The following is a 21,835-nucleotide window of genomic DNA, read 5'->3' on the forward strand; positions in this document are numbered from 1 at the left end:
CACGCCGGGCCGCACAGGCCGCCGCCGCGCAGCCCGAGAAGCCCGGCCGTGGCGGCAAGGCCGCCGCCGGCGGCGCCAAGGACAAGAGCAAGGAAGGTTCGACCATCACCTCGAAGATCCGCTCGCTGCTGGTCGGCGCGAGCGTGGTCGTCATCGTGCTCGGCACCTTCAAGATGGCGATGAACCTGCTCGAAGGCGGCGGCAGCGCCCCACCGGCACCGGCGATGGAGAGCCCCGCAAGCGCGCCCGCATCGCAAGCGCCTGCGCCTGCCGAGAACAACGCAAAGCCCGCCGTGCCCGAGCAGGTCACGCCGTCGATGACCTCACCGACCCCGCTCGGTCGGCAATCCCTGAACAATGCCGCTCCCGTCAACTCCGGCAGCACCGCGTCCGTCGAGATCCCGCCGCCGCCGGCGATACCTGCGCTGCCGCCCGCCGCGGGCAATAACGACATCACCGGCACGATCCCGACGACGCCGTCGCGCACGCGGCTCGGCACCGTTCAGGTGCCGCCGAGCGAGCGGCTGGCCGACGGCATCGGCGGTCCGGTGCTGCGCGCCGCCGCGATGAAGGGTGATGCGACCGCGGCCTATGAGATCGGCCTGCGCTTCGCCGAAGGCAAAGGCGTGGCAGCGAATTACGAGGAAGCCGTCAAATGGTATGACCGCGCGGCGCAGGCCGGCGTGGTGCCCGCGACCTTCCGGCTCGGCACGCTCTATGAGAAGGGTCTCGGCGTGAAGAAGGACGCCGACATCGCCCGCCGCTACTACACGCAGGCCGCCGAGCGCGGCAACGCCAAGGCCATGCACAATCTCGCGGTGCTCGATGCCGACGGCGGCGGACGCGGCCCCAATTACAAGAGCGCGTCGCAGTGGTTCCGCAAGGCGGCCGATCGCGGCGTCGCCGACAGCCAGTACAATCTCGGCATCCTCTATGCCCGCGGCATCGGCGTCGAACAGAACCTTGCCGAATCCTACAAATGGTTCAGCCTCGCCGCTGCCCAGGGCGACTCGGATGCGGCGACCAAGCGCGACGACGTTGCCAAGCGCCTCGACCCGCAGTCGCTCGCCGCTGCCAAGCTCGCGATCCAGACGTTCAGCGCCGAGCCGCAGCCCGACGATGCCGTCAATGTCGCAGCGCCCGCCGGCGGCTGGGACAGCGCCCCGGCGCAGGCCAGCACCAAGCCCGCGCCCAAGCCTGTCGCGATCAAGCGCCAGGCGTTGGCCGCGCATTAGGACAAATCACGTCGCGACCTGCGGTTGCGTCGTCCTATGCCTCTCTGCTGAAGCCGTGTAGAACTGCGCATCGCCCGCGCGCGTGTCCAGCAGCACGAGGTTCCCTTGTCCGAGACTGATCGCCGGGAGAAAGGCTCCTTCCGCAGCTCTCCCACCGGTCCGCGGATCGCGCCTCCGCGCGCTGCGGCTCCTCGACCGGCAGTCGAGGGGCCGGTGCCCCTGCGGACGCACAGGCGGCTGTTCTGGTCGGTGGTCATCTTCCTGCTCCTGTCCTCAAGCGTCCTCGTTCGTGCTTACCGCGACCTGTCGCGGCCCGAGGCCTGGGCCTACTGGAAGGACCAGTATGTCTCGCCGAGCCTGAGCTCGGCCGTCATCGCCAATGCCGATCTCGGCGGCGCCGTGCGCGGCCGACGCGCACTCGCCATCAGCGGCGAGATCGGGCCGGCGGCCGCGAGCTGGCTGCGTGACCGGCTGGATGATGCGCATCTCGCCCCCGGCGATCTCGTCCTGCTGTCATCGCCGGGTGGCAATCTCAACCAGGCCGTCATCATGGGCGAGGCGATCCGCGCACGCGGGCTTTCGACCGCCGTTGGTGTCACCGATGCCTCGGATCGCGTGCGGCCGGCCTATTGCGCCAGCGCCTGCGTGCTGGTCTATGCCGGCGGCAAGATCCGCTATGGCGTCGCGGGATCGGCGCTCGGGGTCCATCGGTTCGTGAATACGGTCGCAGTCAGCGACCCCGTCGCCGACGCCCAGCGCACGGCCGGCGCCGTGCTCGGCTACGTGACGCGCATGGGCGTCTCGTCCTCGATCGTCGAGGCCATGTCGCAGACCAGGGAAGTGCGCTGGCTCGCGCCCGACCAGGCCCTGGCGATGAACCTGATCACCAATCCCGTCGGCAAGCCCTGAGGATCGAACTCTCGTTAATCTGAACGATTCACCACGCTGAGCGGTCCTGTTCGGATCACGGGCGAAAAACGCCGCACGCCGGAAAATTCCTGGTCCGTCGTCCGGCGAATTCGGCTAATGAGGGACGCGGCAATCGTTCCGCCTTCCCGCGAGCATTCCGCAATCCGATCCGTCTCGCCGGAACGCCGCACGATGCAGCTTTACCTCCCCATCGCTGATCTTCCGGTCAATGTGTTCCTGGTGCTCGCGATGGGCGCTGCGGTCGGTTTCGTCTCGGGCATGTTCGGGATCGGCGGCGGATTCCTGATGACGCCGCTCCTGATCTTCATCGGCATTGCGCCCGCGGTCGCGGTCGCGTCCGTCGCGAGCCACATCGCGGCCTCGTCCTTTTCCGGCGCGATCTCCTATTGGCGGCGGCGCGCGATCGATCCGGCGCTCGCAACCGTGCTGTTATGTGGCGGCGTGACGGGCACCGCGCTCGGGGTATGGACCTTCACGCAGCTTCGCGCGCTCGGCCAGCTCGACCTGATGATCGCGCTCTCCTACGTGGTGCTGCTCACGACCGTGGGCAGCCTGATGTTCTCGGAAGGCCTGCGCGCGATGATGCGGACGCGGCGCGGCGCCGTGCCGCCGCGGCGCACCCACAACTGGATCCACGGCCTGCCGCTGAAGATGCGCTTCAAGCGCTCGAAGATCTATCTGTCGGTGATCCCCGTCGTCGTGGTCGGCATCATCATCGGCTTCATCGGCGCCGTCATGGGCATCGGCGGCGGCTTCATCCTGGTGCCCGTCATGATCTATCTGTTGCGGGTGCCGACCTCGACGGTGATCGGGACGTCGATGATCCTGACGCTGGTCACCATGCTGTTCGCGACCATGCTGCATGCAATGACCAATCATCTGGTCGATGCGGTGCTGGCGCTGATCCTGATGGTCGGTGGCGTCACCGGCGCGCAGTTCGGCGCGCGCGCCGGACAGAAGATCCGCGGCGAGCAGCTGCGGCTGCTCCTAGGCCTGCTGATCCTCGCCGTCGGCCTGCGCTTCGCCGTCGAGCTCGTGATCCGCCCCGAAGACCTCTTCACCATCCGCGAGATCGGAGTGACGGGATGATCGCGCGTGCAATCATCGCTGCTCTCCTGATGCTGCAGCTCGGCGGCACTGCCTGGGCCGAGCGGCTGATCGTGTCGGTCTCGAATCATCGCGTCACCGTGACGCCGAACTATTCCGGCGAGGAGCTGGTGCTGTTCGGCTCGGTGGAGAGGGATGCGGCGACGCCGGCGAATCGCAACGCCTACGATCTCGTCGTCACCGTGCTGGGCCCGCGTGCGGACATGGTGACGCGGCGCAAGGAACGAAAGTTCGGCATCTGGATCAACACCGACTACCGGCAATTCCTGCAGGTGCCGAGCTATCTCGCGCTGTTCGCCAATCGCCCCTTCGACCAGATCACCTCGCCCGAGATCGCGCGGCGCCAGCAGATCGGGCTCAACAACGTGCTGCTGACCCAGCGCGTCGGCACCGATTATGCCGACGTCGTGCCGGACGATGCGTTCCGCAGCGCCTTCATCCGGCTGCGCACGCAGCGCGGGCTCTACCGCGAGGATCCGTCCGCGGTCACGTTCCTGACGCCGACGCTGTTCCGTACCGGCATTCCGCTGCCCGCCGAGGTGCCGATCGGGACCTATGAGGTCGAGATCAAGCTGTTCGCGAACGGTGCGCTCGTGACCAAGACCGAGACGGCGTTCGAGATCGTCAAGGTCGGCTTCGAGCAGTTCGTCGCCACCAGCGCGCGGCAGAACGGATTCATCTACGGCCTCGTCACCGCCGCCCTGGCGCTGACGTGCGGCTGGTCCGCGTCGATCGTGTTCAGGAAGGATTGAGGGGCGCTCGTTGTGGGCGCAGGCGGACAACAATATCTCCGAGTCGTCCTGGCGTTCGCCAGGACGACGTTGGGGAGCAGTTCGCCTTCGCTCCTCGCAATGACGGGGGTGGCAACTACGGCGCCTCGAGCACCGTGGGCACGCCGGGCTCGAGCAGGCGCAGGCGCGGGCCGAAGCCGAGGACGTCGAAGGTCTTGCGCAGATCCTCGCCGTTCTGGCGGAAATGCGCCCAGCCTTCGGTATGCACGGGCACGATCACCGCATCGGGAAAGGCGCGCGCGGTCTCGACCGTGTCGTTGGTATCCATGGTCAGATGGAACGGCCCGCGCGTCTGCGCTGCGCCGGCAAACGGCAGCACCACGCCGCAATCGAAACGGCGCGCCACTTCCGCAACGCCGTCGAACCAGGTGGTGTCGCCGCTGATATAGATCGAGCGGCTGTCCTTGTTGATGGAGGACACCACGAAGCCGATGACGTCACCCGACAGCGGCTCGATGCCGGCCGGACCGTGGCGCGCCGGCGTCGCGGTGACGGTCAGCGTGTTGCCGTCGCGATCTCTGACCTGCGCCGTGTCCCAGGGCGCAAGGCCTTCGACGTGACCGCCGAGCCGTTTTGCGCCGGCCTCCGTCGTCAGCACGCGTTTCACCTTGAACAGAAGCTCGCGACCGGAATTGTCGAGATTGTCCGAGTGCTGGTCGTGGCTGAGCAGCACCGCATCGACCGGGCCGATCGCATCGGCCTTCAGCGCGGGTCCGATCGTCTTCTCCAGCTTCACATGCGGCAGCTGATAGGCGCCCGGAGCATCGAAGGTCGGATCGGTGAGGAGCCGAAAACCGTCGATCTCGATCAGCGCAGTCGGGCCGCCGATCAGGGTGATGGAAATGGCCATGACGGACTCCTGTTACGAGACGGGCTTGATCGCAGCGGATTGCGCGGGACGCGTCACCAGATAGATGCCGATCGCCACCGGAACGATGCCGAGCAGATCGCGCGCCTCGACATGCTCCCCCAACACCAGAAACGCGAACAGCATGCCGAGCGGCGGCATCAGGAAATGATAGGCACTGGCCGCGGTCGCGCCACACACTTTCAGGAGATGGAACCAGAGCAGATAAGCGAGGATCGAGCCGCCGAGCACCAGGAAGGCGAAGGCACCGATGAGGCCGGGCGTGTACTGGATGGCGTGGACGTCCGCGAAGGTCAACGCAATCGGCGTGAGCACGATGCCCGCCGCCATGTTCTGGATGCCGTTGCCGATCCACAAGCTACCCTTCGGCGCGAACAGCTTGAACAAAATGGTGCCGGCGACGATCGAGGCGAGCGAGGCCAGCGTGAACATGATTCCGTGCAGGCTGTCGGTGCCGACCGCGAGGCGATGCCAGACGATGAAGGTGACCCCGAGGACACCGAGCAAGAGGCCCGCCGCCTTGCGCCAGGTCATGCCCTCGCCGAGCAGCAGCGCGGCGAGCGCTGCCGTGAACACCGGGTTGGCAGAGACGATCAATCCGCCGAGGCCGGCCGAGACCGATTGCAGGCCGGTATAGCCGAGGCCGAGATACAGCGCGTTGTTGGCGATGCCGAGCACGGCAAACATCGCGGCGTCGCGCCAAGTCATCTCCCAGGCATCGCGGCGCAGCGCCGAGATGCCGAGGATCAGGATGCCGGCGAGCGAGAAGCGCGCCGCGAGCAGGATCAGCGGCGGGCAGTCGGTGACGCCGATCTTGCCGGCGACGAAGGCAAAGCTCCAGAGCAGGCAGAACAGGCCGATGTAAAGCGGCAACGGGTTGAAGCGGCTGCGGGGGACGGCGATCGAGGGAGCGAGGGACATGGGACTTCTCCTTGCCTCTCGATCTAGGGAGGTCGCTTGCCATTTGGAAATTAAATGATTAACTTCTTGTCAGTGGATTTATGAATGGAGGCGGGCGATGCTCGATCTGGAGCTGTTGCGCAGCTTCGTCTCTGTGGTCGATGCCGGCGGTTTCACCCGCGCGAGCGAGCGCGTCCATCGCACGCAGTCGACGGTGAGCCAGCAAATCAAGCGGCTGGAAGAGGACGTCGGCCAGGTGCTGCTGCACCGTGACGGCAAGGACGTGCGACCGACGGAGGCCGGCGAACGGCTATTGTCCTACGCGCGACGCTTGCTGTCACTCGCCGAGGAGGCGCGCGACGTGCTCAGCCAGCCCGGCAGCGAAGGCGCGATCCGGCTCGGCATCCCCGAGGATTTTGCCGCCTATCGGCTGGCGAAACTGCTCGGCACGTTCTCGCGCTCGCATCCCACCCTGCGGCTCGATGTGCGCGCCGACCAGAGCATGAACCTGTCGCGCGACCTCGAGCGCGGCGAGCTCGATCTGGCGCTGTACAAGCGCGAGGCCGGCGAGAAGGGCGCGATCGCGGTGTGGCCGGAACGGGTGCACTGGGTCACCAGCAAGAGCCATCCGATTCAAGCCGAGGTGTCGTCCGTGCCGCTGATTGGATTTCCGCTCGGCTGCCTCTACCGCACCGGCGCCATCCACGCGCTGGAAAGCGCCGGCCGGCCCTGGCACATGGCCTATACGTCATCGAGCCTCGCCGGCATCCAGGCCGCCGTCGCCGCCGGCATGGGCCTCAGCATCTTGTCGGAGATGGCGATCCAGTCCGATCACCGCGTGCTGACCGCCAAGGACGGCTTTGCGCCGATCAACAGGACCGAAGTCGCGCTGATGGCGTCACCGGGTGCGAGCCCCGCGACATTGCGACTTGCGGATCGTTTGGCGGAGTTCTGCGATACGGTGCAGGCGAAGGCGGCTTAATAGCACCGCGACGCAGCGATGGCGTGGACGCGGCGGTCGCCGAGGAGGTGTGCCGTGAAGTGCCGCGCGCCAAAAACCTTTGCGAAGGCGGCGTCGCGGATGCTGAGGCCGCCGGCATAGGCGCCGAAGGCGGGCATCACGGCGCGCATCCCATCGGAGGCGAAGCAGCGCCGCTCCATCGAGCGGCCGCGTGCGGCGACGCGCGCCTTGGGATGGAGATGGCCGGCGATCTCGCCATGCGCGCCGGTCGGTTCGTGACGGAAAATGATCGGGCCGATCGCGACTTCGTCGGCGACGCTGCCGCCGAGATCGCGCGGCAGAAGCGGATCATGATTGCCCGAGATCCAGATCCAGTCGCGTCCGGTCTGGAGCGAGATCATGACCTCGCGATCCTCATTCGACAGTCGCTCATGGGCGCTGCGATCATGAAAGCTGTCGCCAAGCGCGATGACGGTTCGCGGATCGTGCCGCGCAATTACCGCCGCGAGCCGGCTGAGCGTCGCAACGGTGTCGTAAGGCGGCAGCAGCACGCCGCGCGTGGCGAAGCTCGAGCCTTTTTCCAGGTGCAGGTCGGAGACGACGAGCAGCCGCTGCTCGTCCCAGAACAGCGCGCCGGAGAGATCGGCAGCGAACGTCACATCTGCGATGGTGACCTTCGAAACGCGCATGTCCTCATCATCCCCCGAAACCTGCGCGCTTGCCGTCACCTTCGTCCTGCCGCTTATCCCATCGCCTCTTTGACGAGCTCGTCGGCGGCCTCCGCCAAAAGCTCGTCTGCAGCTTCGCCATAAACTGACTCGCGGCCGATTTCCAGCATCACGGGGACGGCGAGCGGGGAGACGTGGTCGAGTTCCCGGTGCGTGATGTGACCGTGGATGCGCGCGAGCATATCCCCTAGCCGGCGCAGGTCGAGCAGGCCGGTCGCGGCATCGGCGCGCGCGGCGCGCAGCAGCATGTGGTCGGCCTGGTGCTTGCGCAGGACGTCGTAGACGAGATCGGTCGAGAACAGCACCTGCCGCCGGCTCTTGTCCTCGTCGGTGAACCGGCGCTCGATCAGGCCGGAGATCAGCGCACAATTGCGGAACATGCGCTTCATCAGCGCGGACTCGGCGAGCCAGGCCTCGAGGTCGTCGCCGAGCATGTCAGAGTCGAACAACGCGTTGAGATCAAGCTGGCCGTTGCGGATCATGAAGGAGGCATCACCCAGCCCCCAGATCGCGACCGCATATTCATTGGCGACGAAGCCGAGCGGCCGGGCGCGGGCACGCTCCAGCCGGCGCGTCAGCAGCATGCCGAGCGTCTGGTGGGCGAGTCGCCCCTCGAAGGGATAGCAGATCAGGTAGTGCTTGTTGCCGCGCGGAAACGTCTCGACCAGGAGCTCGCGCACCGCCGGCACGCGCGAAAAATCCTTTTGCAGCGACAGCCAGTCGCGCACCTGCTCGGGCAGCGCACCCCATGCGCGCTTGTCGTCCAGCAGCCGGCGCACGCGCTCGGCCAGATAGGTCGACAGCGGAAATTTGCCGCCCATATAGGACGGCACCTTGGGATCCGCATCATGCGCGCGGGAGACATAGACCTGGTCCTCGGCCAGCGCCTCGTAGCGCACCACCTCGCCGCCGAACACGAAGGTGTCGCCGGGGCTCAGGCCTTCGATGAAATATTCCTCGATCTCGCCGAGCACGCGTCCGCCGCGCGCAATCGCACCCGTAGATCCGGTGCCGGTGGAGCGCGAGCGCACCAGCCTCACCTTGAGCATCGGCTCCTCGACGATGGTGCCGACGTTGAGGCGATAGCTCTGCCGCACCTTTGGATTGGCGACGCGCCAGCGCCCCTGCTTGTCCTGCTTGATGCGGGCAAAGCGCTCATAGGTTTTCAGCGCGTAGCCGCCGGTGGCGACGAAATCGACGACGTCGTCGAAATCCTGCCGCAACAGATCGGCGTAAGGCGCGGCCGTGCGCACCTCGTCATAGAGCTCGTGGCTGAGGAACGGCTCGCCGCAGGCGCAGCCCAGCACATGCTGGGCGAGCACGTCGAGCGCGCCGATGCGCAAGGGCGGGGTATCCTGCGCATTCTCCGCGATCGCATCGATGGCGGCGCGGCACTCCAGCACCTCGAAACGGTTGGCCGGCACCAGCACGGCGCGCGAGGCTTCATCGAGGCGGTGGTTGGCGCGGCCGATGCGCTGCATCAGGCGCGAGGCGCCCTTTGGTGCGCCGATATTGATGACGAGATCGACGTCGCCCCAGTCGACGCCGAGATCCAACGACGAAGTGCAGACCACGCCGCGCAATTTTCCCGCGGACATCGCGTCCTCGACCTTGCGCCGCTGCGCGACGTCGAGCGAGCCGTGATGCAGCGCGATCGCAAGGCCATCGTCGTTCATGCGCCAGAGATCCTGGAACAGCATCTCGGCCTGGCTGCGGGTGTTGACGAAGACGAGCGTCGTCTTGTTCGCCTTGATCAGCTCGTAGACCTCAGCGAGCGCATGGCGCGCGGTGTGGCCGGCCCAGGGCAGGCGCTCGCTCGTGTCGAGCATCTCGACGATCGGCGCCGCCGCGCCGCCAGCCATCACGATATCAGCGGCCGCTGCCTTGCCGCCCGGTTGTGGCATGAGGAATCGCGCCAGCGAGTCGGGCTCGGCCACCGTCGCCGACAGGCCGATCATGCGCATCGCGGGCGCGAGTCGCCACAGCCGCGCGAGCCCCAGCGAGAGCAGATCGCCGCGCTTGGATGTGACGAGCGCATGCAGCTCGTCGAGCACCACGCGCTTCAGCGAAGAGAACAGGAACGGCGCATCGTCGGAGGAGAGCAGCAATGCGAGCTGCTCCGGCGTCGTCAGCAGGATGTCCGGCGGATAGCGGCGCTGGCGCTGCCGCCGCGACACCGGCGTATCGCCGGTGCGGGTCTCAACCTTGATCGGGAGCCCCATCTCCGCAATCGGCCGCTCCAGGTTTCGCGCGATGTCGACGGCGAGCGCCTTCAACGGGGAGATGTAGAGGGTATGCAGGCCGCCGCTGCGCTGAACGGCGCGGCCGATGGAGATCAGGCTGGGACGCGTCGCGCCGGATGCCTGCTCCCGCCACCTCCCGCCACTCAACTCCACCAGCGTCGGCAGAAATCCCGCCAGCGTCTTGCCGGCGCCGGTTGGCGCGATCAACAGCGCGCTAGCGTCCTCGCGCGCCTTCTCCAGCAGCGCCAATTGATGCGCGCGCGGCGACCAGCCGCGGGCCGCGAACCACTCTTGGAAGCGGTCGGGCAACAGCGCGGCCGGCTCGGCCGATAGGTTGAGGATACGGGGCGGCACGGCGATAGAGGTAAGCCGTGGAGACGCGTTCGTCGAGAGGGCTCTGCCTCGCCCCGCTTGCGGGGAGAGGCATAGGCCGCCTTCGGCGGCCGTTCTGAAGAACGCCGAAGCGAAGCTTCGGCTGTGTCGCATCGCTAGATGCGATCCGGGTGAGGGGGAGCCTCCGCGAATCCAATTGCCACCGTGAACGCGGAGAGAGCCCCTCACCCGTAAGAGCGGGGAGAGGGAGAGGCAGCGCCCCGCTACTCCGTCACGGGCTTGTCGGAGACCTGCCAGTCCTTGCCGTTGAAGGTCGAGATGAAGAGCGTCTTCATCGGCGTGTAGTCGCCGGGCGTGTAGCTGTAGTCGACGCCGTCGAGGAAGAACGGCGAGTGGAAGCCGTTGAGGTTCGCGGCCTGCTTGAGCACGTTTTCGCGCGTAAGCTCGTCGCCACAACGGCGCAGGATCTCGCCCATGGTCACGGCCTGGCCGTAACCGGCATAGGCGATGGTGTTGTCCGGATCGACGTTCGGCAGATAATTCTTGCGCAGCGTGTCGAACGCCATCACGTCCTTGTCGTTCTCCCAGGGGCCGGGGCCGGCGTCCTTGGAGTAGCGGATCGCGACGATGCCGGATGCGTTCTCGAAGCCGGCGGCGTTGAGAATGGATTTGCCGGTCGAGCCTGCGGAGAGCAATTGCAGCGGCTTCCAGCCGAGCTCGGCGGCCTTGCGGATCGACTGCGACGACGCCTTGCCGGTGGAGATGTTGTAGAAGACGTCGGCGCCGGACTTGGAGAGATTGACGAGCTGGGAGTCGATCGTCGGATCGGTCAGGTCGTAGGTCTGCTCCAGGATCACCTGCGCGGCGCCGCCGGCATCGGCCAGGACCTTCTTGAAGGGCCCGAGGAAGTCGCGGCCGAAATCATCGTTCTGGTAGAGGATGCCGATCTTCGCGTTCGGCTTCACGCTGACGACGTGCTTGGCGAGGATGCGCGCTTCGGTCGGATAGAGAGGCAGGCCCGCCATCGTCCATTTGAACTCCTTCGGGTTGTTCCACTTCGACGCGCCGGTATTGAGCAGGAGCTGCGGCACGCCCTTGGAGTTGAGGTATTTGTGCACGGCGGTCTGCGGCGCGGTGCCAAGCGAGCCGTAGAGCGCGAGCACCTCCTCCTGCTCCACCAGCCTGCGCGTCGCCTCGACGCATTTCGGCGCGCTGTAGGCATCGTCCATGGTGAGGAATTTCACCTTGCGCCCGTTGATGCCGCCCTTCTCGTTCAGCATCTGGAAATAGGCTTCGCCAACGCGCCCCAAAACGCCATAGAGCGAGCCGGGGCCGGAATGCGGCACGGTCTGACCGATCTTGATCTCGGTGTCGCTCGCGCCCGCATCATATTTCTTCTCTGCCGCCCAGACGTAGGGCGCAGGCAAGGTGGAAGCTGCGATCGTGGCAAATGCGCCGGCGCTGAAATCGCGCCGCGATGGATTTTTTGTCATTGGCGTTGTCTCCCTAATGCCGCGCATTGTGCTGACATCAGGGCGCGCATCGCAAGTGGGAAGGCGGCGCGTTGCGGCGCAATGCCGCTCAATTCGGGGCGATCCTAGCGCCTAGACTCAAGTTTTCTCGGCGACGATGACGAGGCCGCGCACCGGCTCGTTGTTCTCGTTGCGCGGCGAGGCCGGCTCCAGCGTCAGGAGCTTGAGGCCGGCCTTCGCGATGACGCTGCGCGCATATTCCGCAGCATGGGCATAGCGCAGGCCCTCGCCCAGGACGACGCCGCTGCCGTCATGCGTCTCGAGCGTGAAGGCGAGCGTGCCGCCGGCTGCGAGCACGCGCCTTGCTTCCATCAGCACCGGCGCAAGATCGGACAGATATACGAACGCATCCGCAGCCACGATCAGATTGGCGCTCGCGTCCGGTTTGACGCGCAGGCCCTCGATCATGTCGACCACCTCGAGCTCGGCGTAGAGGCCGGTGGCACGCGCCTCCTTGATCATTCCGGGCGACAGGTCGATGCCGATGAACTGGTCGACCTGCTTGGCGAAGGCGCTGGCCGCGAGCCCCGTGCCACAGCCGAGATCGATCGCGCGCTGGAAGAACGCCGGCTTCTTCGCGGCGACGCGCGCCGCCAGCACGGCCTTGAAGATCAACGCTGGGGCGCGGTAGCCGAGATCATTGATCAGCGCATGCTCGAAGCGCGGCGCATATTGATCGAACAGCGCCTGCACATAGGCCTTCGGCATCTCCGACAATTGCTCATCACCGAGCCGCATCAGATGCAGGCCCGCGCCATGCTGATCGCTCGCGTCGGATCGGCGTGCTTCTCGAAACGCCGCGATCGCCTTGTCGCGTTGACCCAGCTGCTCGCGGATTTCACCGAGCGTGAACCAGGCCGAGGTGAAATTCGGCGCCAGCTCGATCGCCTGCTCCAGCAGATCGGCGGCGGCCGGCAAATCGCCCTTGAGCTGAAGGTCGCGCGCGAACTCGAAACGGCGGTCGGCCATCAGATCGCCGGAGGACAGGAACAGACGCAGGGGCATGGCGGAACCAGTGTTCGTCATTGCCGGGCTTGACCCGGCAATCCATCAAAAAGGGAACTGTTTAGGGAGATGGATGCGCGGGTCAAGCCCGCGCATGACGGGTGAACATTGGGGCAGCGGCGCCCTATATGACCACCATGCGCCCGCAAGACATCCTGTTGCCAACTGCTGCCGGCCTGTGCTGCAAGCCAGGCGGCTTCCACATTGATCCTATTCGCCCGGTCGAGCGCGCCGTGATCACCCACGGCCATTCCGACCATGCGCGCGCCGGCCATGGCGCCGTGCTGGCGACGCAGGAGACGCTGGACATGATGCGGCTGCGCTATGGCGAGAATTTTGCCGGCACGACGCAGGCGATCCGCTATGGCGAGGAGATCCGGCTCGGCGGCGTGACCGTGAAGTTTCACCCTGCAGGCCATGTGCTGGGCTCGGCACAGATTGCTGTGACCTGTAAGGACACCTGCATCGTCGCCTCCGGCGACTACAAGGATGCGCCGGATCCGACCTGCACGCCGTTCGAACTCGTGCCCTGCGATGTCTTCATCACCGAGGCGACGTTCGGCCTGCCGGTGTTTCGCCATGGCGATGCGGCGGACGAAGTGAAGAAGCTGCTCGCCTCCGTCGCGCTATTTCCGGAGCGCGCGCATCTCGTCGGCGCCTATTCGCTCGGCAAGGCGCAGCGCGTGATCGCGCTGCTCCGCGGGGCGGGCTACGACGCGCCGATCTACCTGCATGGCGCGATGGAGACGATCACGCACTATTATCAGAGCCGCGGCATCGCGCTCGGCGAGCTGCGCCCGGTGAAGGGCACGAAAAAGGCCGATCTCGCCGGCACCATTACGCTGGCCCCGCCCTCCGCCACCTCCGATATCTGGACGCGGCGGTTTCCCGATCCGGTCACCGCATTTGCTTCGGGCTGGATGCGGGTGCGCGCGCGGGCGCGGCAGGGCGGCGTGGAATTGCCGCTGGTGATTTCAGATCATGCCGATTGGGACGGCCTCACGGCGACCATTGCTGCGACCGGCGCGGGCGAGATCTGGGTCACCCATGGCCAGGAAGACGCGCTGGTGCATTGGTGCAAGACCAAGGGATTGCAGGCGCAGCCGCTCGATCTCGTTGGCTATGGTGACGAAGAGGAGAGCGAGACGCCAATTGCAGGCGAGGCCGAAGCATGAACCGCTTCGCCGAATTGCTGGACCGCCTCACCTACGAACCCGGCCGCAACAACAAGCTGCGGCTGATCACCGGCTATTTCCGCGAGGTCGGCGATCCCGACCGTGGCTACGCGCTCGCCGCGCTGACGGGCGCGCTCAGCTTCAAGCACGCGAAGCCGGGATTGATCCGCGACCTGATTGCAGCGCGCACCGATCCGGTGTTGTTCGGGCTGTCCTATGACTACGTCGGCGACCTCTCGGAGACGGTGGCGTTGATGTGGCCGAAGAGCGCCATCAAAGACGGTAGCCAAAGCCACAACAAGCCACCGCCCCCAACCCTCACCGACGTCGTCACCACGCTGCGCACGCTCGGCAAGACCGAGCTGCCGGGCCAGCTCGCGCGATGGCTCGACGAGCTCGACGAGACCGGCCGCTGGGCGCTGCTAAAGCTCGTCACCGGCGCGCTTCGCATCGGCATCTCGGCGCGGCTGGCAAAAACCGCGGCCGCCACGCTCGGCGACAAGGACCCGCATGAGATCGAGCTGATCTGGCCCGGCCTCGCCCCGCCCTATCTCGACCTGTTCGCCTGGCTCGAGGGCCGCGCGGAAAAACCCGTCAATCGCGATCCCGCGCCGTTCCGCCCGGTGATGCTGGCGCATGCGATCGAGGACTCGGATTTCCAAAGCCTCGATCCCGCGGACTACATCGCCGAGTGGAAATGGGATGGCATCCGCGTGCAGGCCGTCGCAGGCCGCGACGATCGCGGACACATCACCGTGCGGCTCTATTCGCGCACCGGCGAGGACATCACGGGGAGCTTTCCGGATCTCGTGCCGTCACTGCATCTGCCCGGCGCGGTCGACGGCGAGCTGTTGGTCGTGCGCGACGGCCGGGTGCAGAGCTTCAACGTCCTGCAACAACGCCTCAACCGCAAGGTCGTCTCGCCAAAACTGATCAAGGATTTTCCGATCCACCTGCGCGCCTATGACTTGCTCGGCGACGACGAGAACGATCTGCGCGAGCTGCCCTTCGCCGAGCGGCGCGAGCGGCTCGAAACCTTCATCAAGAAGCTCGGCGATGTCCGCATCGACTTGTCGCCGACCGTGCCATTCGAGAGCTGGGACGCGCTCACCGCCGCGCGCGCCGATCCCGCAAGCGCCGGCGCTGGCGAGGATGCCGAAGCCGTCGAAGGCGTGATGCTGAAGCGGCGCGATGCGCCTTACCTGCCGGGACGGCCGAAGGGACAGTGGTGGAAGTGGAAGCGCGACCCGCACATCATCGACGCCGTCTTGATGTACGCGCAGCGCGGCCATGGCAAGCGCTCGTCCTATTATTCCGACTATACGTTTGGCGTCTGGACCCAAGGCAATGACGGTGACGAGCTGGTGCCGGTCGGCAAGGCTTATTTCGGCTTCACCGACGAGGAGCTGCTCGAGATCGACCGCTTCGTCCGCCGCAACACCACGGAAAAGTTCGGCCCCGTGCGCCATGTCGTGCACGAGCCCGACAAGGGGCTGGTGCTGGAGGTCGCCTTCGAGGGGTTGCAGCGCTCGCCGCGGCACAAATCCGGCGTCGCCATGCGCTTTCCCCGCATCAGCCGCCTGCGCTGGGACAAGCCGCCGCGCGAGGCCGACCGGCTGGAGACGCTGGAAAGGATGCTGAAGGCGGAAGCGGTCGAGATTGAAGCTTGAAGAAGATCGGGCTCGATCGCCGCCACGACGGCGATGCGCCCCCTCGCCCGCTTGCGGGAGAGGGTTGGGGTGAGGGTGTCTCCGCAATGGGATTCCCCAAGAGGAGAGAGCTCTCACCCGCGCCTTCGGCGCGACCTCTCCCGCAAGCGGGAGAGGTTCGAGAGCCCGGCGCCAGCGGCGCACCCAAATCGAAGCTCTGGCGTGCGCCCGAATTAAAATGCGGTAAGCCAATTGACGGGGGGACGCGGGTTCCCCATCTGCCTCGCCGTGCCCTATAATGGGGATCTAATCCGCTGAGGAGTTTTTTTGCGATGGCCAACGACGTCAGAGATTTGCCGGCAAGCCATGACGGCCTGTACCGCTTTCTCGGTGGCTCGCCGCTGGCGGTCGCATTCCGCCTGATCCTGCTCTCAATCCTGGTCGGCGTCGTGCTGGCCGCGATCGGCTTCGATCCCTGGAATATCATCCACAGCATCCGCCTGTTGTTCCAGCGGCTGTGGGACCTCGGCTTCGACGCGGTCAACTGGCTGTGGCGCTACTTCCTGCTTGGCGCCGTCATCGTGATCCCCGTGTGGTTCCTGTCGCGCCTGTTCGGCGCGCCGCGCGGCCGGTAAGCCTTTGATGCGCGACCGGCACAATCACGCCATGTCGGCCGCGGTGGTGTATTCGATGCGGAGGTCAGGTACAGGCACCTGATCATGCACGCGCCCGTCCATCCCAGGGTCACCACAAGTCAGGTATTCGCCATCGCGGGCCCCGCGATGGTCGCGAACCTCACCACGCCGCTGATCGGCGTGATCTCGACCACCGCGATCGGGCGGCTGAATGACGCCGCGCTGCTCGGCGGCGTCGCCATGGCGTCGGTGATCTTCGACTGCCTGTTCTGGCTGTTCGGCTTCCTGCGCATGAGCACGCTCGCCTTCACCGCGCAATCGCTCGGCGCGGGCGAGACGCAGGAAATGAGCGCGATCCTCATGCGCGGCTTCATCGTGGCCGGCCTGATTGGCGTCGCGCTGATCGCGCTCCAGGTGCCGCTCGGCGCCGGACTGTTCAGCCTGATGGGCGGCAGCGAGGGCGTCACCCACGCCGCAAAGTCCTATTTCGCGATCCGCATCTGGTCCTCGCCGCTGGCCTTCGCGAACTATGTCGTGCTCGGCTGGCTGGTGGGACTGGCCCGCCCCAATCTGGCGCTGCTCCAGCAGATCGTGATCAACCTCATCAACGTGACGGCCACCGTGCTGCTGGTGCTGGTCTATGACACCGGCATTGTTGGTGCGGCAATCGCGGCCGTCATCGCGGAGGCCGCAGGCTTCCTGCTCAGCGTGATGGTGGCGCGGCGCCTCGCCCAAGGCGGCCTTGCCATTCCGCTCGCGAGGCTGTTCGACCGCGCCAAGCTGATCCGGATGCTCTCGGTGAACTCCGACATCATGGTGCGCACCGCCGCGCTGATCACCGTGTTCCTGTTCTTCACCGCCAAGGGCGCGCGGGCCGGCGACATCACGCTTGCGGCCAATGCGGTGCTGAACAACTTCCTGCTGGTCAGTGCCTTCTTCCTCGATGGCCTCGCCAACGCCGCGCAGCAGCTCTGCGGCCGCACCTTTGGCGCGCGCGACGCACGCGGCTTTGCCGATTCGACGCGGCTGGTGCTGCTCTGGGGCGTCGGCTTCTCGGTCGTCGTCGCGGTGCTGTTCGCGCTGTTCGGCCCCGCGCTGATCAACCTGATGACGGCGAGCGATGAGGTCCGCCGCAGCGCGCGGGATTTCCTCGTCTTCATCATCTTGGCGCCGCTGCCCGGCGTGTTCGCCTTCGGCTTCGACGGCATCTATGTCGGCGCGACCTGGGCGCGCGAGATGCGCAATCTGATGCTGGTCTCGCTCGCGATCTTCCTGGGGATCTGGTGGGCGCTGCAATCGTTCGGCAATGCCGGGCTATGGATCGCGCTGCTCGGCTTCTACGTCGCGCGCGGCGGCTTGCAAGGAATGCGCTATCCGGCGCTGTTCAGGGCGACGTTTTCTTCTCCTTCTCCCCGCTTGCGGGGAGAAGGTCGGGATGAGGGGGAGCTTCCGCAGGGACGGTGAGAGTCGCTCTCGTGGAGAGTCCCCCTCACCCGGATTGCATCTTCGATGCAATCCGACCTCTCCCCGCAAGCGGGGCGAGGTGAAGAGCACCTCACATCCCCGGCCAGTCCTCGGCCGTGAGCGTCGCGGCGTCGGCGCCGACGATCTCGGACAGCGAGTCGCGTCCCGTTCGCAGCAGCGTGGAAGAAAGATCGCGCTTGATCTCATCGACGAGGCCGAGGCCCTTGTAGACCAGCGACGAATAGAGCTGGATCAGGCTCGCGCCGGCGCGGATCTTGGTCAGCGCCGCGCCGCCGGAATCCACCCCGCCGACGCCGATCAGCGGGAATGCGCCCTCGACCCGCACATAGGTCTCCGCGACCATGCGCGTCGACAGGCGGAACAGCGGCCGGCCGGAGAGACCGCCCTGCTCCTTCGCGCGCATCTGCTCGCGCAGCGTGCTCGGCCGCGCAATCGTCGTGTTCGACACGATCATGCCGTCGACCTTGCGCGCGCGGGCGACCTGCACGACGTCGTCGAGCTGGGCAAGGCTCAAATCCGGTGCAATCTTCAGCAGCACCGGGGTGTCGCCGGCCTTCTCGCGCACCCGCTCGCGCGCGTCGATCACGTGTGCGAGGAGATCGTCGAGCAGCGCGCCCTCCTGGAGATTGCGCAGGCCCGGCGTGTTCGGCGAGGAGACATTGACGGTGAAATAGCTCGCGACCGGCGCAAAGGTCTCGATCAGCTTGACGTAATCGGCGACGCGGTCGGGCGAGTCCTTGTTCGCGCCGACATTGACGCCGACGATGCCGCCGTTCTCCGCGCGCGCGGCGAGCCGCCGCAGCGCGATGGCCGCGCCGTCATTGTTGAAGCCCATGCGGTTGATGACGGCTTCATCGTGCTCCAGCCGAAACAGCCGCGGCCGCGGATTGCCGCTCTGGGGGCGCGGCGTCACCGAACCGATCTCGACGAAACCAAAGCCGAGCCGCAGCAGCGCATCCGGCACTTCCGCGCTCTTGTCGAAGCCCGCCGCCATGCCGATCGGATTGGGAAAATTCAGACCGAAGGCCCGCACCGCCAGCTTCGGATCATCGGCGCGCGGCTTGGTCGGCGGCATGAAGCGCAGGCCCTGGATCGCCAGGCGATGCGCATCCTCCGGATCCAGCCAGCGCAGGACCGGCAGCGAGAGAGCATCGAACGCGCGGATCACGGGGCAAGCTCCGGAATGTCGTGATTGCCGTCGGAGCGCATGTTGAGATTGATGATCGAGATCACCGCGCCGAGATCGAGCTCGCCATAGAGATGCGGAAACAGCTCGTCGTTGCGCGAGGGCTCCCAGTGCAGGGCGTCGCCGAGCGCATCGCCGTCGACCTCGACCAGGAACAGCGCACGCTGCCCGAAAAAATGCTTCCGCGCGGTCTCGGGAACCTGGGCGGCGGTCGAGAAATGGATGAAGCCGTCGCGCGCATCGTCCGCGCTGCCGAGGTACACACCCTGCCGCTCAGCCTCCCGCCAGGCCGAAGCGGCACAAATTTTATAGATCTTGACCACCTGTTGCGGTGTCCTGCTTGCGCTTGCTCGTTGAGTCTCTTGGGGTTTTCGCTCCCAAGGGGCCAGAACCCGGGCGCGACCGTAAAGGCCACAACTTTCGAACTCAAGACTTGCCTGCCTCCTCTTGCACCGAAAACGGAAAACCGGTTGATTTGAGGCTAGTTTTCCTAGGCGGGCCGGATCGGGCATGATCAGACAGGCCAAGGCGCAGAGGATGCTGACCCATGAGCAGATCTGGGGCGCCCTGGATCGGCTCGCGGCGCGCGCTGGCCTGTCGCCGTCGGGGCTTGCCAAACGGGCCGGGCTCGATCCCACCACCTTCAACAAGTCCAAGCGCGTGACCTCCGACGGCCGGGAGCGCTGGCCCTCGACCGAATCGATCGCCAAGGCGCTCACTGCGGCCGGCTCCTCGATCGATATCTTCGTGCAGCTGATCGGCGACGGCGTACGCGACGGACGCTCGGTGCCGCTGCTCGGCTTCGCGCAGGCAGCCAGCAGCGGCCATTTCGACGAGCAGGGCCTTCCCTCCGGCAAAGGCTGGAGCGAAGTCGCGCTGCCCTCGGCGGAGGACGATCACAGCTTTGCGCTGGAGATCTCCGGCGATGCGCTCGCCCCCTATCGCGACGGCGATGTCCTCCTGGTGTCGCCGGGCACACCGATCCGCAAGGGCGACCGCGTGGTGGTGAAGACGAGGGCCGGCGAGATGCTGGTGAAGGCGCTGAAACGCCGCACCGCGAAGTTGTTGGAATTGCAGTCGCTCGACGGCGCGCAGGACGAGCGCACGCTCGCGGTCGCCGATGTCGCCTGGATCGCAAGGATCGTGTGGGCGAGCCAGTGAGGGGGCGGATGCTGTGGCCTCACTCTCGGTGTCGTCCCGGCGCAGGCCGGGACCCATAACCACAGGGAGAAGTTTGGCGGCGGATAGGAGTTGCCCGCTCTTCGCTACGAAGACCGCCATTCCTCGATAGATCACGCGGTATGGGTCCCTGCCTGCGCCGGGGTCGGGACAGATGGACGAAGACAACAGAGAACGGAAATCGGGAGGCGCGGCTACGCGCTCCTTGCCAGTGCGCCGTCGATCATGTTGACGGCGTTCTGGATACCATAGACTGCGACGAAGGAGCCGAAGCGCGGGCCTTTCTCCTGGCCGAGCAGGACCTGGTAGAGCATGTTGAACCAGTCCAGCGTCACGCCGGGACGGCCGTCCTTGCCCTTCTTGACCTGGTCGAGGAACGGCTCGCGGCGGCCGATCTCGTAGACGACGTTCTGGATATCTTCGGCCGAGGACTCCTGCGACAGTTGCGAGAGCGCATCGCGCAGGTCCTGCAACGCGGCGCGCTCGCTATCGGTCGGCTCGCGGAACTGCTTCGTCGGCGCGACGAAGTCGCGATAATAGTTGATGGCGTAGCCGACCATCGCATCCAGCTTCGGGTGCGTCTGCGGGCTCACGCCGGCGCGATAGCGGCCGATGAAGCCCCACAGCGTCTCGGCGTTCTCCGCGTTCGACGACGACACCAGCGTGAGCAGAAGCTGGAAGGTGACGGGCATATCGGCCTTCGGCGGATGGCCGTCATGGATATGCCAGACGGGATTGCCGAGCTGCTGCTTGGCATCCTGCCGCGGAAAGCCGTCGAGGAACTGCTGATAGTCGTCGACGTTGCGCGGGATGACGTCGAAATAAAGCCGCTTCGCCGCCTTCGGCTCGCGGTACATGAACAGCGACAGCGATTCCGGCGATGCGTAGCGCAGCCACTCGTCGATGGTGAGGCCGTTGCCCTTCGACTTCGAGATCTTCTGGCCCTGCTCGTCGAGGAAGAGCTCGTAGTTGAAGCCTTCCGGCGGCGTGCCGCCGAGCGCGCGGGCTATCTGGCCCGACAGCTTCACGGAGTCGATCAGGTCCTTGCCGGCCATTTCGTAGTCGACGCCGAGCGCGACCCATCGCAACGCCCAGTCCGCCTTCCACTGGCACTTCACGTTGCCACTGGTGACGGGGGTTTCGACCTCCTCGCCCGTATCAGGGTCGACGTAGGTGACGGTCCCGGCAGCGACGTCGCGGCGGATCATCGGCACCTGCAAGACGACGCCGGTGATCTTGCTGATGGGGAGGAACGGCGAATAGGTCGCGCGGCGGTCCGGCCCGAGCGTCGGCAGAATGATCGCCATCACCTTGTCGTAGGCCGCGAGCATCTTGAGCAGCGTCGCGTCGAAACGGCCTGATGTATAGTAGTCGGTCGAACTGGCGAACTCGTAGTCGAAGCCGAAATGGTCGAGGAACGCGCGCAGCCGCGCATTGTTGGCGGCGCCGAAAGAAGGATGCTCGTTGGAGAACGGGTCCGGCACGCGCGAGAGCGGCTTGCCGAGATGGGCCGCCATCATCTCACGATTGGGCACGTTGTCCGGCACCTTGCGCAGGCCGTCCATGTCGTCGGAGAACGCGAGCAGCCGCGTCTTGATCTTGTCCTCGGTGAGCACGCGGAACGCATGGCGCACCATCAAGGTGCGCGCCACCTCGCCGAAAGTGCCGATATGCGGCAGGCCGGACGGGCCGTAGCCGGTCTCGAACAGCACCTCGTCCTTCGGGCTCTTCTTCAGCCGCGCGACAAGCGCCTTGGCCTGCTCGAACGGCCAGGCGTTGGATTGTTCGGCGAGCGCACGCAGATCGCTCGGGCTGGCGGCAGGATCAACAACGGACATTCAGGGGCCTCCGGGCCGCGGAAAATAGCGATTTCCGGGCAGAATGCAATTTTGT

General features: G+C 66.2%; 19 protein-coding genes. 10 read left to right on the plus strand and 9 right to left on the minus strand.

The genetic code is table 11. The features are described from left to right. The 4 genes from QQL28_RS11645 to QQL28_RS11660 all read left to right on the plus strand — a co-directional run. Positions 1–1,235 (plus strand): tetratricopeptide repeat protein (locus QQL28_RS11645; RefSeq protein WP_284265028.1); only part of this gene is annotated, 1,235 nt, incomplete at its 5' end. Positions 1,236–1,340: 105 nt separating this feature from the next. Continuing rightward, positions 1,341–2,144, plus strand: a complete 804-nt coding sequence (locus tag QQL28_RS11650) for a COG3904 family protein (protein WP_284265030.1) — start codon at positions 1,341–1,343, stop codon at positions 2,142–2,144. Positions 2,145–2,336: 192 nt separating this feature from the next. After that, the gene (locus tag QQL28_RS11655; protein ID WP_284265032.1) at positions 2,337–3,254 is read left to right on the plus strand and encodes a sulfite exporter TauE/SafE family protein; all 918 of its coding nucleotides are present in this window, start codon (positions 2,337–2,339) and stop codon (positions 3,252–3,254) included. Next, positions 3,254–4,024 (plus strand): TIGR02186 family protein, encoded by a 771-nt coding sequence (locus QQL28_RS11660; protein ID WP_284265578.1) that lies wholly within the window; start codon positions 3,254–3,256, stop codon positions 4,022–4,024. The genes QQL28_RS11655 and QQL28_RS11660 overlap by 1 nt, the downstream gene beginning before the upstream one ends. Before the next feature lie 115 nt (positions 4,025–4,139). Here QQL28_RS11660 and QQL28_RS11665 read toward each other — a convergent pair whose 3' ends face one another. Then, positions 4,140–4,913 (minus strand): MBL fold metallo-hydrolase, encoded by a 774-nt coding sequence (locus QQL28_RS11665; protein WP_284265034.1) that lies wholly within the window; start codon positions 4,911–4,913, stop codon positions 4,140–4,142. Between the two features lie 12 nt (positions 4,914–4,925). Continuing rightward, complete coding sequence (locus tag QQL28_RS11670; RefSeq protein WP_284265036.1) at positions 4,926–5,852, minus strand: DMT family transporter; 927 nt, start codon at positions 5,850–5,852, stop codon at positions 4,926–4,928. Between the two features lie 97 nt (positions 5,853–5,949). Here QQL28_RS11670 and QQL28_RS11675 point away from each other — a divergent pair, with 97 nt between their 5' ends. Beyond that, positions 5,950–6,813: a LysR family transcriptional regulator gene (locus tag QQL28_RS11675; protein WP_284265039.1), complete on the plus strand. Its 864-nt coding sequence runs from the start codon at positions 5,950–5,952 to the stop codon at positions 6,811–6,813. On the opposite strand, the gene pdeM is transcribed toward QQL28_RS11675, so the two are convergent. The 4 genes from pdeM to QQL28_RS11695 all read right to left on the minus strand — a co-directional run bounded on the left by pdeM (position 6,810) and on the right by QQL28_RS11695 (position 12,633). Continuing rightward, positions 6,810–7,481, minus strand: coding sequence for a ligase-associated DNA damage response endonuclease PdeM (pdeM, locus tag QQL28_RS11680; protein ID WP_284265040.1), 672 nt, complete (start codon positions 7,479–7,481; stop codon positions 6,810–6,812). The two genes, QQL28_RS11675 and pdeM, sit on opposite strands and share 4 nt — an antisense overlap. Positions 7,482–7,534: 53 nt before the next feature. After that, a complete protein-coding gene (locus tag QQL28_RS11685; RefSeq protein WP_284265042.1) occupies positions 7,535–10,117 on the minus strand; it encodes a ligase-associated DNA damage response DEXH box helicase in 2,583 nt (860 codons plus the stop codon). 242 nt (positions 10,118–10,359) lie between these two features. Then, positions 10,360–11,589: an ABC transporter substrate-binding protein gene (locus tag QQL28_RS11690; protein WP_284265045.1), complete on the minus strand. Its 1,230-nt coding sequence runs from the start codon at positions 11,587–11,589 to the stop codon at positions 10,360–10,362. A 117-nt stretch (positions 11,590–11,706) separates the two neighbouring features. Next, entirely contained in the window at positions 11,707–12,633 is a 927-nt protein-coding gene (locus QQL28_RS11695; protein WP_284265580.1) for a class I SAM-dependent DNA methyltransferase, read from the minus strand. Positions 12,634–12,770: 137 nt separating this feature from the next. Between QQL28_RS11695 and QQL28_RS11700 the strand changes: the two genes are divergently transcribed. From QQL28_RS11700 to QQL28_RS11715, 4 genes are all read left to right on the plus strand, one after another. Next, complete coding sequence (locus QQL28_RS11700; protein WP_284265582.1) at positions 12,771–13,808, plus strand: ligase-associated DNA damage response exonuclease; 1,038 nt, start codon at positions 12,771–12,773, stop codon at positions 13,806–13,808. Continuing rightward, the gene (locus QQL28_RS11705; protein WP_284265048.1) at positions 13,805–15,478 is read left to right on the plus strand and encodes a cisplatin damage response ATP-dependent DNA ligase; all 1,674 of its coding nucleotides are present in this window, start codon (positions 13,805–13,807) and stop codon (positions 15,476–15,478) included. The genes QQL28_RS11700 and QQL28_RS11705 overlap by 4 nt, the downstream gene beginning before the upstream one ends. A gap of 311 nt (positions 15,479–15,789) precedes the next feature. Then, a complete protein-coding gene (locus tag QQL28_RS11710; RefSeq protein ID WP_284265050.1) occupies positions 15,790–16,092 on the plus strand; it encodes a DUF6460 domain-containing protein in 303 nt (100 codons plus the stop codon). Positions 16,093–16,176: 84 nt separating this feature from the next. Next, positions 16,177–17,556 (plus strand): MATE family efflux transporter, encoded by a 1,380-nt coding sequence (locus QQL28_RS11715; protein WP_284265052.1) that lies wholly within the window; start codon positions 16,177–16,179, stop codon positions 17,554–17,556. A 91-nt stretch (positions 17,557–17,647) separates the two neighbouring features. Here QQL28_RS11715 and QQL28_RS11720 read toward each other — a convergent pair whose 3' ends face one another. Both QQL28_RS11720 and QQL28_RS11725 read right to left on the minus strand, forming a co-directional pair. Further along, on the minus strand, positions 17,648–18,745 hold the full coding sequence (locus QQL28_RS11720; protein WP_284265055.1) for a quinone-dependent dihydroorotate dehydrogenase: 1,098 nt from the start codon (positions 18,743–18,745) through the stop codon (positions 17,648–17,650). Then, positions 18,742–19,086, minus strand: a complete 345-nt coding sequence (locus tag QQL28_RS11725) for a DUF952 domain-containing protein (RefSeq protein ID WP_284265057.1) — start codon at positions 19,084–19,086, stop codon at positions 18,742–18,744. Before QQL28_RS11725 ends, QQL28_RS11720 begins: the two co-directional genes overlap by 4 nt. 187 nt (positions 19,087–19,273) lie before the next feature. On the opposite strand from QQL28_RS11725, the gene QQL28_RS11730 reads away from it, so the two are divergent. Beyond that, complete coding sequence (locus QQL28_RS11730; protein WP_284265059.1) at positions 19,274–19,924, plus strand: S24 family peptidase; 651 nt, start codon at positions 19,274–19,276, stop codon at positions 19,922–19,924. Between the two features lie 212 nt (positions 19,925–20,136). Here the strand turns inward: QQL28_RS11730 and QQL28_RS11735 are convergent, their stop codons facing one another. Beyond that, on the minus strand, positions 20,137–21,780 hold the full coding sequence (locus tag QQL28_RS11735) for a lysine--tRNA ligase (protein WP_284265060.1): 1,644 nt from the start codon (positions 21,778–21,780) through the stop codon (positions 20,137–20,139). Positions 21,781–21,835: the final 55 nt, after the last annotated feature.

It is taken from the genome of Bradyrhizobium iriomotense, assembly GCF_030160715.1.
GTDB classification, from domain to species: Bacteria; Pseudomonadota; Alphaproteobacteria; order Rhizobiales; family Xanthobacteraceae; genus Bradyrhizobium; species Bradyrhizobium iriomotense.